The sequence below is a fragment of the Herbaspirillum seropedicae genome (assembly GCF_001040945.1).
Lineage (GTDB): Bacteria > Pseudomonadota > Gammaproteobacteria > Burkholderiales > Burkholderiaceae_D > Herbaspirillum > Herbaspirillum seropedicae.
This window is the reverse complement of record NZ_CP011930.1, coordinates 3544842-3557730: the sequence shown is the minus strand read 5'-3', so window position 1 is coordinate 3557730 and position 12889 is coordinate 3544842. Positions and strand designations below refer to the sequence as shown.

Annotated in this window: 13 protein-coding genes; 3 read left to right on the top strand and 10 right to left on the bottom strand. The window is 62.3% G+C overall.

From position 1 onward, the window contains the following. Positions 1-52: 52 nt before the first annotated feature. The 3 genes from ACP92_RS15525 to ACP92_RS15515 form a co-directional block, all read right to left on the bottom strand. Positions 53-580 (bottom strand): DUF934 domain-containing protein, encoded by a 528-nt coding sequence (locus tag ACP92_RS15525; protein WP_013235050.1) that lies wholly within the window; start codon positions 578-580, stop codon positions 53-55. After that, positions 573-2270, bottom strand: a complete 1698-nt coding sequence (locus tag ACP92_RS15520) for a nitrite/sulfite reductase (RefSeq protein ID WP_013235049.1) — start codon at positions 2268-2270, stop codon at positions 573-575. The genes ACP92_RS15525 and ACP92_RS15520 overlap by 8 nt, the downstream gene beginning before the upstream one ends. Positions 2271-2333: 63 nt before the next feature. Further along, positions 2334-3107, bottom strand: coding sequence for a sulfite exporter TauE/SafE family protein (locus ACP92_RS15515; protein WP_013235048.1), 774 nt, complete (start codon positions 3105-3107; stop codon positions 2334-2336). 185 nt (positions 3108-3292) lie between these two features. On the opposite strand from ACP92_RS15515, the gene ACP92_RS15510 reads away from it, so the two are divergent. Further along, complete coding sequence (locus ACP92_RS15510) at positions 3293-4234, top strand: CysB family HTH-type transcriptional regulator (RefSeq protein WP_008330266.1); 942 nt, start codon at positions 3293-3295, stop codon at positions 4232-4234. A gap of 86 nt (positions 4235-4320) precedes the next feature. On the opposite strand, the gene ACP92_RS15505 is transcribed toward ACP92_RS15510, so the two are convergent. Together ACP92_RS15505 and ACP92_RS15500 are read right to left on the bottom strand one after the other, a co-directional pair. Beyond that, positions 4321-6237 (bottom strand): chemotaxis protein CheA, encoded by a 1917-nt coding sequence (locus tag ACP92_RS15505; protein WP_048348594.1) that lies wholly within the window; start codon positions 6235-6237, stop codon positions 4321-4323. After that, positions 6237-6977 carry a protein phosphatase CheZ gene (locus ACP92_RS15500; RefSeq protein ID WP_013235046.1) on the bottom strand — a complete coding sequence of 247 codons (741 nt, stop codon included), beginning with the start codon at positions 6975-6977 and terminating at the stop codon, positions 6237-6239. The genes ACP92_RS15505 and ACP92_RS15500 overlap by 1 nt, the downstream gene beginning before the upstream one ends. Before the next feature lie 824 nt (positions 6978-7801). Between ACP92_RS15500 and ACP92_RS15495 the strand changes: the two genes are divergently transcribed. Continuing rightward, positions 7802-8410: a porin family protein gene (locus ACP92_RS15495; protein WP_013235045.1), complete on the top strand. Its 609-nt coding sequence runs from the start codon at positions 7802-7804 to the stop codon at positions 8408-8410. Positions 8411-8524: 114 nt separating this feature from the next. Here ACP92_RS15495 and panC read toward each other — a convergent pair whose 3' ends face one another. The 3 genes from panC to ACP92_RS15480 form a co-directional block, all read right to left on the bottom strand. Further along, positions 8525-9364: a pantoate--beta-alanine ligase gene (panC, locus tag ACP92_RS15490; protein ID WP_013235044.1), complete on the bottom strand. Its 840-nt coding sequence runs from the start codon at positions 9362-9364 to the stop codon at positions 8525-8527. A gap of 82 nt (positions 9365-9446) precedes the next feature. Continuing rightward, positions 9447-10343 carry a segregation and condensation protein A gene (locus tag ACP92_RS15485; RefSeq protein WP_013235043.1) on the bottom strand — a complete coding sequence of 299 codons (897 nt, stop codon included), beginning with the start codon at positions 10341-10343 and terminating at the stop codon, positions 9447-9449. Positions 10344-10352: 9 nt separating this feature from the next. Next, a complete protein-coding gene (locus tag ACP92_RS15480) occupies positions 10353-10556 on the bottom strand; it encodes a DUF3460 family protein (protein WP_008330239.1) in 204 nt (67 codons plus the stop codon). An 81-nt stretch (positions 10557-10637) separates the two neighbouring features. Between ACP92_RS15480 and bamE the strand changes: the two genes are divergently transcribed. After that, positions 10638-11165 carry an outer membrane protein assembly factor BamE domain-containing protein gene (bamE, locus tag ACP92_RS15475; protein WP_013235042.1) on the top strand — a complete coding sequence of 176 codons (528 nt, stop codon included), beginning with the start codon at positions 10638-10640 and terminating at the stop codon, positions 11163-11165. A gap of 13 nt (positions 11166-11178) precedes the next feature. On the opposite strand, the gene ACP92_RS15470 is transcribed toward bamE, so the two are convergent. Together ACP92_RS15470 and ACP92_RS15465 are read right to left on the bottom strand one after the other, a co-directional pair. Beyond that, on the bottom strand, positions 11179-12009 hold the full coding sequence (locus tag ACP92_RS15470) for a carbohydrate ABC transporter permease (protein WP_013235041.1): 831 nt from the start codon (positions 12007-12009) through the stop codon (positions 11179-11181). Further along, positions 12006-12881: a carbohydrate ABC transporter permease gene (locus ACP92_RS15465; protein ID WP_013235040.1), complete on the bottom strand. Its 876-nt coding sequence runs from the start codon at positions 12879-12881 to the stop codon at positions 12006-12008. Before ACP92_RS15465 ends, ACP92_RS15470 begins: the two co-directional genes overlap by 4 nt. Positions 12882-12889: the final 8 nt, after the last annotated feature.

The window sequence follows — 12889 nt, the reverse complement described above, 5'->3', positions numbered from 1 at the left end:
ATACGCGGCTGCGCCGCTACCCAGCCCGAACGGGCGGTGGTTCAGGCTAGGCTTAATCCGCCGTCTGCGCGGTTTCCCGCTTGACGCGGCGGAACAGCGGGTTCTTCTCGTCCCAGGAGGTCTGGTACTTCTCGGAGAAGTCGGTCAGACCCTTGACGGCGTCATGGATGTTCTTGTCCGCACGCACGGCAAAGGCGTCGAAGCCCACGCGCTGCATGTAGAACAGCTGGTCGCGCAGCACATCGCCGATGGCGCGCAGCTCACCGGTGTAGCCCAGGCGGGCGCGCAGGTTGTAGGCGATGGAATAGCCGCGGCCATCGGCGAACTTGGGGAAGTCCACGGCGACGACCTTGAAGCTGTCCAACTGGCCCTTCAGTTCCTCCGGGCGTTCATCGCTGGCCAACCAGACGCCGATCTCGGCGCGCGACTTCAGGGCTTCGCCCTGCGCCTGCCACACCTTCAGCGGCACGATCACGCGGCCTTGCGGCACGTTCACGGTCTCTGCGGTCTCGCCTTCAGCCAGGCGCAGGACGGTCCAGTCGTCACTGACGACGGTCTTGTTCTTGATGATTTCAGGCATTTGCGTCTTCTCCTGCGACATACTCGGCCGAACGGATCGGCGTTGCGTAAACGAATTCCTTGAACGGGGTCACACCGATGCGACGCACGGTGTCGATGAAGCGTTCTTCTTCGGTGCGTTGCTGCACGTAGACCTGCAGCAGGCGGTCGATCACGGTGGGCATCTGGGTGGCCGAGAACGAGGGGCCGATGATCTTGCCCACCGAAGACTCGTTGCCCTGGGCGCCGCCCAGCGAGACCTGGTACCACTCGGAACCATCCTTATCCACGCCCAGGATGCCGATATTGCCCACGTGGTGGTGGCCGCAGGCGTTGATGCAACCGGAGATGTTCAGTTCGATATCGCCGATGTCATGCTGGAAGTCGATGTTCTCGAACTTCTCGGCAATGGCTTGGGCGATCGGGATCGACTTGGCATTGGCCAGCGAGCAGAAATCGCCGCCGGGGCAGCAGATGATATCGGTCAAGAGGCCAATGTTCGGGGTCGCCAGGCCATGCGACTTGGCGGCTTGCCACAGCGCATACAGCTCGGATTGCTTGACGTCGGCCAGCACCAGGTTCTGCTCGTGGGTCACGCGCAGTTCGCCGAAGCTGTATTGATCTGCCAGGTCGGCCACGAAGTTCATCTGGTCGGCGGTGATGTCGCCCGGCGGCACGCCCGGCTTCTTCAGCGACAGGACCACGGCGGCATAACCGGCCTTCTTGTGCGCCTTGACGTTGCGCTTGATCCAGTTGGCAAAGCCGCGATCTTCGGCCTTCAGGCGTTCGTATTCGGCGTCCACCGCCGGCAGGGTTTCATAGGCCGGGTCGGTGAAGAACTTGGCCACGCGCTGCAACTCTTCTTCGGTCAGGGTGGAGGGGCCGTCCTTGATCTGGGCCCATTCTTCTTCCACCTGGCGCGCGAACTCCTCGGGGCCGATGGCCTTGACCAGGATCTTGATGCGCGCCTTGTACATGTTGTCGCGACGACCGTACTGGTTGTAGACGCGCAGGATGGCTTCCAGGTAGGACATGGCGTGCTGCCAGGGCAGGAAGTCACGGATGACGCTACCCAGGATGGGCGTGCGGCCCATGCCGCCACCCACCAGCACGCGGAAGCCCACTTCGCCGGCCTCGTTCTTGAGGACGTGCAAGCCGATGTCATGCACGGCGGTGGCGGCACGGTCTTCGGCGGCGCCGCTGATGGCGATCTTGAACTTGCGCGGCAGGTAGGCGAACTCGGGGTGGAAGGTACTCCACTCGCGGATCAGTTCGGCATAGGGGCGCGGATCGACGATCTCGTCGGCGGCCACGCCGGCCAGCTCGTCCGAGGTGGTGTTGCGGATGCAGTTGCCGGAAGTCTGGATGGCGTGCATTTCCACGCTGGCCAGCTGTTCCAGGATCTCGGGCGATTCTTCCAGCTTGATCCAGTTGAACTGGATGTTCTGGCGCGTGGTGAAGTGGCCGTAGCCACGGTCATACTTGACGGCGATCTCGGCGAACTTGCGCAGCTGATTGGAGGCCAGCATGCCATAGGGAATGGCGATGCGCAGCATGTAGGCATGGCGTTGCAGGTACAGGCCATTTTGCAGGCGCAGGATGCGGAATTCGTCTTCGGCCAGCTCATCCGACAGGCGCCGGCGCACCTGGTCCCGGTATTGTGCGACGCGCTCTTTGACGATCAGGTGATCGTATTGGTCATAGCGGTACATCTTGTCTTCCCTGTTAACGTCTTATGGGCGCCCGGATCAGGGTGCGCCCGATTGAAAATAAGCCTACCAAATCAGCTTGACTGCAACGCTCGTCAGCGTAATGGCCAGCAGGCCGCGCAAGAATTTCTCCGGCACCGCCCGTGCTGCGAGCGACCCGATGGTGATGCCCGGCACCGACCCCAGCAACAGGGTGGCCAGCAATTCCCAGTTGATCGAACCCAGCCACCAGTGACCCAGGGCCGCAATGGCGGTCAGCGGGACGGCGTAGGCGATGTCGGTGCCAGCGATCTCGGCCGGAGACAGGCGAGGATACAGCAAGACCAGCAAGGTCGCGCCCACCGCGCCTGCGCCGATGGAAGAAATGGTGACCAGCGTGCCCAGCAGGGCGCCGGCGGCAATGGTGGCGTTGGCCAGCGTGGCGCCTTGCAGCTGGCGCTGCGGATGGGCGTTGAGCCAGGCTTGCATGCGCGAGCGGAACAGCAGGGCGATCACCGTCAGGAACACCGAGACGGCAATCGAATAGCGGATGGTCAGGGCGATGCCGTCGCTGACGGCGCCGAAGTGCTTGAGCAGTAGGGTCGTGATCAGCGCGGCAGGCAGGGCGCCGTAGGACAGGCGGCGCACCACATCCCAGCGCACCGTGCCCTTGAAGCGGTGGGCCAGGGTGCCGGCGGTCTTGGTGGCCGAGGCAAAGGCCAGGTCGGTACCGACCGCCACGGAAGGGTGGATGCCAAACAGCAAGGTCAACAGGGGTGTCATGAGCGAGCCGCCACCGACCCCGGTCAGTCCGACCAGCAGTCCTACAGCAAATCCGCTTACTACATAAGAAACAGTCATAACACCTCGCCCATTAGTCTGCGAATCGTAATAAACTTATGTTTCAAACCAAACTACATAGTATTTATTTGCTTATATACGCCTTTGGCATATGGAAATGCGTCAAACGAGGCAATCAGGCCGAGGAGGCCAGCAAGGCAGGCGCGGGGCGCTGCCATACTAGGTAGAAGCGAAGGAATTCCCTCATGAATCTTCATCAATTCCGTTTCGTGCGCGAAGCGGTACGGCAGAACTTCAACCTCACCGAGGCCGCCAAGGCCCTCTATACCTCGCAGCCAGGCGTGTCCAAGGCCATCATCGAGCTGGAGGAAGAGCTGGGCGTGGACATCTTCACCCGTCACGGCAAGCGTATCCGCGGCCTGACCGAGCCGGGGCGGGCGGTGCTGCGCTCGGTCGAGCTGATCATGCAGGAAGTCGATGGCTTGAAACGCATCGGCAAGGAATTCGCCGCCCACGACAGCGGCAGTTTCACCATCGCCACCACCCACACCCAGGCGCGCTATGCGCTGCCCAAGGTGGTACAGGCCTTCACCCAGAAATATCCGAAGGTGCATCTTTCCTTGCTGCAAGGCAATCCCAAGCAGATCACCGAGATGGTGCGCAACGACCAGGCCGACATCGCCATCGCCACCGAGGCGCTGGCCTCGGGCGAAGGGCTGGTGTCGCTACCCTGTTATCAATGGGAGCACGTGGTGGTGGTGCCGCCGGATCATCCCTTGCTGCAGTCCAAGAGCCTGACCCTGGAAGAGATCGCCGCCAATCCGCTGATCACCTATGACTCCGCCTTCAGCGGCCGCAGCAAGATCGACCACGCCTTCTCCCTGCGTCAGCTGAAACCGGACGTGGTGCTGGAAGCCATCGACGCCGACGTCATCAAGACCTATGTGGAGCTGGGCATGGGGGTGGGCATCATCGCCGGCATCGCCTTCGATGCCGAGCGTGATCGCGGGCTGCGGGCTATTCCGGCCGGCCATCTGTTCGGCACGAATGTGTCGCGCGTTGCCCTCAAGCAAGGCGCTTATCTGCGGGGATACGTCTATACCTTCATCGAATTGCTGGCGCCCACGCTCAACCGCAAGCTGATCGCCCAGGTGATGGAGGGCGAGAAGGACATGTACGAGCTCTGACAAGCGCATGGGGGCTGAGTAGAAACAAAACGGCCGGATCGTAGAAGATCCGGCCGTTTTGCTTTCTTGCCCATATTGCCCGCAGCTTACGCCACTGCCGTACGCTCCATGTCGCGACAGCCATCGAGCAGGAAGGACAAGCCCACCACCAGCACCAGCTCACCCTCGGCCGAACGGGCCGTACCGGTGATGCCGGCGGTATGGATGGCGGTCAGCGGCTTGATCACCAGATCGGCCGTGCCTTCCACCGATTCCACGCCCAGGATGTAGGGGTGGGGGACCGCCATGACGATGCCCACGCGCTCATTGCCCGGCTCGTAACCCAGCACGCCGGCCAGCGAATTGACCGGCAGCGGACGGCCCTGGTCGCGCAGCACCGGCGCACCACCCACTTCGTCGAAGTTTTCCGGCAGCTCGACCACGCGTTCGACCACCGCCATCGGCAGGGCCAGCGGCGCGCCGGCGCAACGCACCAGCATGGTCGGGATGATCGACAGTTCGATGGGCAGGCGGATCGAGAACTTGGTGCCCTTGCCAATGGTGGATTCGATGCGGATGGTGCCGCGATGCTTTTCCACTGCGGTCTTGACCACGTCCATGCCCACGCCGCGTCCGGAAACGCTGGAGGCCACTTCCTTGGTCGAGAAGCCCGGCAGGAACACCAGTTGCAACGCCTCGTCAGCGGTCAGCGCCTGGTGTTCGTTGATCAGGCCCTTGGCCAGCGCCTTGCTGCGCAGCATGTCCGGGTCCATGCCCTTGCCGTCGTCGAAGACTTCGATCATGACACTGCTACCCGCCTGCCAGGCGTTGAGCGAGATGGTGGCCTTGGTCGGCTTGCCGGCGGCGACGCGGTCCACTTCAATGCCGTGGTCCAGCGAGTTGCGCAGCATGTGCACCAGCGGGTCGTAGAGGCTGTCCACCACCACCCGGTCCACTTCGGTTTCGGCGCCGGTGATGACCAGGTCGACGTCCTTGCCCAGGTCCTTGGCCAGTTCGCGCACCAGTCGGGGGAATTTCTGGAACAGGCGGCCGACCGGCTGCATGCGCGTGGACAGCGTGGCGCGCTGCAATTCGCTGGAATAGCGCGAGGCGCGTCCCAGGGTTTCAGCCAGGGTCGACATCAGCGCCGCAGCGGTGCCTTCGAACTTGAACTGTTGCAGTTTTTCCAGCAGCACGGCGGCCTGGTTGGCGGCCTGCACCGATTCGCCGGCCACTTCCAGCAGGGCGTCGAGCTTGCCTGCATCGATACGGATGCTTTCTTCCTTGGCGCCGCCAGGCGAATCGCTGGCGCGGCGGTTGTGCTGGGCCGGTGCTGCCGCCTTGGGTTCGCCGTCGGCAGCCGGTGCAGCGGCCGCGACAGCTGCCGCCGGGGCCGATGCGGCCGCCACGGGGGCGGCTTCAGCCACAGCGCCAGCAACCGGTGCAGCTGCAGCCGCACCTGGCACCAGCGCCTGGTACAGCGCAGGCCAGTTCAGCTCGCCGTTTTGCATCACATTGGCGCTGCCGTCCACGGCGGCCGCTGCGGGTGCGCTGGCAACCGGGGCTGCGCCGGCCGCCGACGCGGGGGCCGCCGGCGCGGGGGCCGCAGCAGGCGCAGCCGCGGCCGGCGCCTCGCTCTTGCCCTCGATGGCTTGCGTGAGGATGTCCTTGAGCTCGCCCGGCATCGACGCCAGGCTGTCGGGGGCCGCGCCGTTGGACAATTCGTTCAACTGGTCGGCCACGAAGCCACTGGCTTGCAGCGCCGCTTCGATCGCCAGCGGCGTGACCGGCGCTTTGCCGGTCCGCAGGGCGTCGAACAGGTTTTCGGTCAGGTGGCAGGCCGACACCATGGCCGGCAGGTTCACGAACCCGGCGCCGCCCTTGATGGTGTGGAATGCGCGGAAGACCGCGTTGAGGATTTCAAGGTCATCAGGATGTCGTTCCAGCGTCAGCAGATGCTCTTCCACGTTGGTGGCGAGCTCCAACGCTTCAACGACAAAATCCTTGAGCATTTCGTCATCCATTAGAACCCCAGGCTATCGAGTAAGTCATCCACATCGGTCTGGCCCATGGCCGTGCCAGGCGAGGCAGGGCCATTCATCAGGGAAACCGGCTTTTCGGCTTCGATCTGCGCGCGCACCTCGGGCGGCGCATTGTCGCGCAGCAACTGCGCCAGCTCGCGCTCGGCGGTGGTGGTGATGCCCACGATCTTCTTGATCAGCTGGCCGGTGATGTCCTGGAAATCCTGAGCCATCATGATTTCCAGCATGCGGGCCTTTTCGGCTTCGGTCGATTCGACCACGGCTGCCGAGAACTTCTGCGAATCGCCGGCCAGTTGCTTGAATTCGTCGATGCTCATCTGGCCCGCATACAGGCGGCTCCAGCGGTCATTGATGTCCTTGGCCTGTTCCTGCAGGCGGTCCTGGGCGGGCATGCCCGAGTCCAGGGCGTTGAGCACCTTGTTGGCGGCCTGTTCGGTGAGCGTGGCGATGTGCTCAAGGCGGCTCTGGGCGTCGCCGATCTGGGAGGCCACATCATTGAGCGAGCGGTCATAGCCCAGCTCGCGCATGGAGTCGTGCAGCAGGCGGACGATGCCGCCCAGGCGCGCATACATGGGCTTGTCGCTCTGGTCCTCAGGGGCGGCCGCCTCGGCCGCGCCGTCGGCGGCCTGCGCGACAGCTTCCTCGCCGGTGGCGGTCATGGCCGGCAGTGTCTGCGCGGAAATTTCGTCAAACAGTGCTTCCAGATCAACGTCGTCGCTCATGATTACTGATTCTCCCAACAAATTTAGTGCGCTTTTATGTGCACATCTATGCAAAGTTGCCCGTTCAGGCGGATCAAAAACGAGTCGTTACGGAAGGCGCACAAGTGCGTTGCTTGCCATATCGGCAGGCAGACGCAGACTCTGAAGGCCCGCAGAGCACGACAACGATTCAGGGATGACAGGTGAGGCCGATGGACAGGACAGTCCACGGGTCGACGATGCCATGGCGCCGAGTATAGGACTTCCCCTTCCCATCTCATCGGCTAAACAGCGAGTGAAATCCCCCATTTGTTCCATTTTTTCTTCACATTGCCAAAAACGGACCGGCTGCGATGCGAAGCATTCTTCGAAATATTTCTATATTTCGTCTATCTATATGCAACACGGAATTCTAACGTTCTTTTTCTCTAAAGCAATACACATGCCTGGGTTGTGCTGATTTACATCATCGATTGCGGCCTTGCTTGTGGCGCCGATGCTGCAATGCCCGCCACGGCGGATGGGCTTTGTGGGCCGTGGCCGACAGGCTCCGGTGTTTATTTGCGAGACGTTGCGTTTCGCCGCTTTGTGGTCGACCATTGACTGGTGGCCTTCTGACCTCACCCATTCATTTCGCTATCTCGCATTTCTTCGGCTTGGGTCTCAGAAAATGACGATCCTTCGTCCTTGTTTTCGTGCTGCGCATCTCTCTTCGCTTTGTGCCTTCTATCATCCGCCCCGGCTTTCCTGCCGAGGTCGTCAGGTCTCGGAGTTAGCTGGTTCCGCATGGGCGTATCGCACGCCCTGGGGCTTGATCAAGGTTTTATCTTTTTCCTGAGAGACAAATGAAGAAAATGCACATGCTGGCGGCCAGTATCCTGCTGGTCGTCTCGGCGGCGGTGTCCGCACAGTCTGCCAACTCCGACTATGGCGTCTACCTGGGCGTCGAGGGTGGGGTGGGCAATATGGATGTTGATCTGGATGCTGGCGCAGCCGTGCTTTCCGAAACCAGCAATGTAGGCGTGGCGCGTGCCGCCATCGGGTATCGCTTCGACCGGAATTTCGCCGTGGAGGCAGGATATTTCCACACTGGGGCCTACGAACTGAAGGAGCAGGTGGGGCGCGGCCAATACGACCACTTTTCCGCCAAGGCCAAGGGGTTTGACCTGGCGCTCATCTACCGGATGACACAGTTCCTGCCTGGTCTTTATGTGAAAGGCGGCTTGATCCACTCGACCGTATCGGGCCGGCTGGATGAGGTCCAAAATCAGCGCGTGCGGGAATCTCACACGTTCTCCCGCTCAGGCGCCGGCTATCTGATGGGTCTGGGCTATGAACTGGACCTGAGCCGGGAACTCAGCCTGACCGCGGGCTATACGCGTCTGCAACAACTGGCCGGGGAATCCAGGATCAATCTCAACCTCTTTTCCGCCGGCCTGCGATACCGCTTCTGAGCGATCCGGCGCGCACACCAGGCAGGTGCGCGAGCTGCTGCTAGCTGCTGCTAACGCGGGCCTGTGGCGAGCTGGCTGCGGATGACTCGCGCATCCGCAGCAGCGCCGCACGCATCAGATCTCGAGGTTATCGATCAGTCGCGTCGCCCCCAGCTTGGCGGCCGACAGCACCACCAGCGGCGCGCCTTGCTCCATGTCGGCGGCCGAAGGCGGCTGCAGGTCGATGCGCTTGCGCACGGCCACGTAGTCCGGCTTCCAGCCACGTCCAGCCAAACGCTCCATGGCCAGTTGCTCGACCTGCGCGACCTTGTGCTGGCCGCCGCGCACTTCGTTGGCGACATCGTTGAGCACCTGGTAGAGCAACGGCGCTTCGGCGCGTTCTTCAACTGACAGGTAGCCATTGCGCGAGGACAGCGCCAGGCCGTCTTCGGCACGATAGGTCTCGGCGCCGACGATTTCGGTCGGCAGGGCGAACTGGCGCGCCATGTTGCGCACGATCATCAACTGCTGGTAATCCTTCTTGCCGAACACCGCCACGCGCGGTTGCACGCAGGAGAACAGCTTCATCACCACGGTGGAGACGCCGGTGAAGAAACCGGGGCGGAATTCACCTTCGAGGATGTTGCCCAGGTCATTGGGCGGCTGCACGCGGTATTCCTGCGGTTCCGGGTACATGTCCTTTTCGGTCGGGGCGAAGAGCACGTACACGCCTTCCTTCTCCAGCTTCTCGACGTCGGCCTGGAAGGTGCGCGGATATTTGTCGAAGTCCTCGTTGGGGCCGAATTGCAGGCGGTTCACGAAGATCGACGCCACCACCGGATCGCCGTGGGTGCGCGCCAGGCGCATCAGCGAGAGATGGCCTTCGTGCAGGTTGCCCATGGTCGCCACGAAGGCGGTGCGCAACTGGCCGCGCAGATGGTCGCGAAGTTCTTCGATCGAGGAAATGATTTTCATGCGGATTCTCTGGTTGCGGGCTGGCCGGCGTTGTTCTCATGCATGCGCGGCGCGGCCCCGGTTGTCGCTAGGCTGCGCCGGTTCAGCTGGGCGAGTACGACAGTCTGACATAGATGGGGGCGAAGGCTTCGGCCTGGGTGATCTCGATGAGCGTTTCCTTGGCCAGTTCAAGCAGGGCGATGAAGTTGACCACCACCACCGGCACTCCGCGCGAGGGATCGAAGAGGTCGGAGAACTCCACGAAACGCGCCGACTGCAGCCGTCGCAGGATGCCCGTCATGTGCTCGCGCACCGAGAGCTCTTCGCGGCTGATATGGTGGTGCTGGGTCAGCTTGGCGCGCCGGAGGATGTCGGCCCAGACCGCCTTGAGGTCATCCATGTTGACCTCGGGCCAGCGGGTGACCACGGTCTGCTCGATATGGACCTGGGTGCGCACGTAGTCGCGCCCGACCTGCGGCAACTGGTCCAGTTCCTGGGCGGCCAGCTTGATCTGTTCGTATTCCAGCAGCCGGCGCACCAGCTCGGCGCGCGGGTCTTCGGGTTCTTCGCCGCTTTCCGCCTTCTTGGCCGGCAGCAGCATGCGCGACTTGATCTCGATGAGCATGGCCGCCATCAGCAGATATTCGGCGGCCAGTTCCAGGTTCTGCTTGCGGATCTGGTCGACGTATTCCAGGTACTGGGCGGTGACCTGCGCCAGCGGGATGTCGAGGATGTTGAAGTTCTGCTTGCGGATCAGGTACAGCAGCAGGTCCAGCGGCCCCTGGAAGGCTTCCAGGAAGACTTCCAGCGCATCCGGCGGGATGTAGAGGTCATTGGGCAGCTGGAACAGCGGCTCGCCGTACAGGCGCGCCAATGCCACGCCGTCGATCACGTCGGGCGTGCTGTCCTGTTGTCCGGCGGGGGTGATGTCGATGGCGTCGGCGCTGGGTTCCGCGCCGGGCTGGCCGGCCAGATCGGCGCCACCTGCTTGGGCCGTCATGCGGAACGCTTAGTGGCTCTGGTAGACGTAGGGCTGTTGCGCCACGCGCGAGGCCTTGTCACGGGCGGTCTTGTCCAGGTCCAGGGGTTCCTTGTCCCACAGCAGGGCGCGACCGGCGCGCTGAGATTCTTCCAGCTTCGGGTTCTTCGTCTTCAGTTCGTCGATGAACTGGGTGATTTCAGATACGTAGGTGGTTTTTTTTCCGAAGAGCATGATAATTTCAGGCCAAAATGTTACACAGAGGGCGTATTTTACCTTGTCTTCATCAGGGATAATCAATTACCTACAGGCTCCATGACTGATCCTTTCTTTACCCGCCTGCGTCGCCACGCCGGCAAATTCGGCGCTTTTCTTGTTGCCCTGGCAATGTTGGGCTGCGACCGCAATGGCAAGCCCATCGAGGAGTTTGGTTTGGACAAGTTGCAAAAAGGCATTTCCAGCGAAGCCGACGTCCGTGATGTGATGGGCCAGCCCGACACCGTCTGGGACGACGGCCAGGGCGCGCGCACGCTGGAATACCCCAAGGGGCCGCAAGGCATCCGCACCTGGATGTTCAGCATCGGCGCTTCCGGCACCCTGATCGACTACCAGCAGGTGCTGACCCAGGAACATTTCGACACCATCCGAGCGGGCATGACTGCCGAGCAGATCCGCCGCCAGTTCGGCCGTCCCCGCAGCGTGGTGCAGTTTGGCCGCAAGAACGAGGAAGTGTGGGACTGGAAATACCATTACGTGCACGAGGACCGGCTCTTCAACGTACATTTCGACATGAATACCAAGCAGGTGGTGCGGACTTCTATTTCGGAGATTTCGGGGCACTGAGTCCCGGCCAGCGTCAGCGTATCCCCGCCCGCATGAACGACTGCACAAACTGCCGCTGGAACAGCAGGAACGCCAGCAGCAAAGGCGCCGAAGTCATCAGCGTAGCCGCCGTGATGATGGACCAGTCCACCCCCTGATCGGTGGAAGAAAACACCTGCAGCCCCACCGTCAGCGGACGCGATTCCACCGAATTGGTCACGATCAGCGGCCACAGGAAGTTGTTCCAGTGGGTGCTCACCGAGACCAGCCCGAAGGCGATATAGATCGGTCTGGCCAGCGGTACGTAGACCTGCATCAGAATCTGCCAGGCCGAGGCGCCCTCCACGGTCGCGGCTTCATCCAGTTCGCGCGGCACCGTCTTGAAGGTCTGGCGCAGCAGGAAGATACCGAAGGCCGAGGCGAAGTAGGGCAGGCCAATCGACAGGATGGTGTCGCGCAGGCCCAGCAGGTTCATGGTCTGGTAGTTCTCTACGATCAGGATGTCGGGCATCACCATCAATTGCAGCAGCACCAGCATGAACATCACATTGCTGCCCCGGAAAGTGAAGCGGGCAAAGGCATAGGCGGCCAGCGTGGCCAGCACCAGTTGCGCGGCCAGGATCATCGTCACCAGTAAAAACGTATTGAGGAAATAGCGCGGGAAAGGCGCGGCCTGCCAAGCGTTGACGAAGTTCTGCAGTGTCAGCGGAGCGTCCAGCGTGAAGCGGGTGGCGAAGGCAGCCGGATGGAAGGCGGTCCACAGCGCATATAGCAGCGGCAGCAGCCACAGCAGCGCCAGCACCCAGGCAGAGACGGTTTCCAGCGCGCGATGGCGGTCGGCGAAAGGCGAGGTGGGCGCGATCATTGGTAGTGGGTCCGGCGATCAAGTACACGAAACTTCACCAGCGCAATCAATCCCAGCAGGGCCAGCAGCACTACCGTCAGGGCTGCAGCGTAGGAAGAATCCCAGAAGGCGAAGCCAACTTCATAGATGTAATAAAGCAGCAGGGAGCTGGCATTGTCGGGCCCGCCCTTGGTCATCACCACGATGTGATCGACCAGGCGGAAGGCGTTGATGAGCGCATTGATGAGCACGAAGAGCGTGGTGGGCATCAACAGCGGAAACTGCACGCGCCAGAAGTATTGCCAGCGCGATGCACCCTCCAGTGCGGCGGCTTCGGCCAGCACCGGCGAGATCTGCTGCAGCGCGGCCAGGTAGAAGATCATGAAGAAGCCAGCCTCCTTCCACACCGCCACTACCATCAGCGCACCCAGCACGGTCTGCGGATTGCCCAGCCAGTTGTGCGAGGGCAGGCCGAGCGCGCCGGTGATCTGTTCCAGCAGGCCATATTGCGGCGTATAGAAGAACAGCCAGATATTGGCCACCGCGATCATCGGCAACACCGTCGGGGTGAAATAGGCCAGGCGCAGCACGCCGCGCCCGGCCAGTTTCTCGTTGACCCACAGCGCCATCAGGATGGCCAGGGCGATGGCCAGCGGGATGGTGCCGAGAGCAAACCAGAGGTTGTTGCAGAGGGCCTGCCAGAAGACCGGATCGTCCGCCATGAGGCGATAGTTTTCCAGGCCGACGAAGACCGATGGCCGGACTCCCTTGGGCGTGGAAAAGAAGCTGTGCCAGAGCGTCGCCAGCGCCGGGTAGTGCGTGAAGGCGATCAGCAGCACCATCGCCGGCGACAGCAGCAGCCAGGGCAGCACGGAGGAGGGCAGGCGTTTCATCGGCAGGC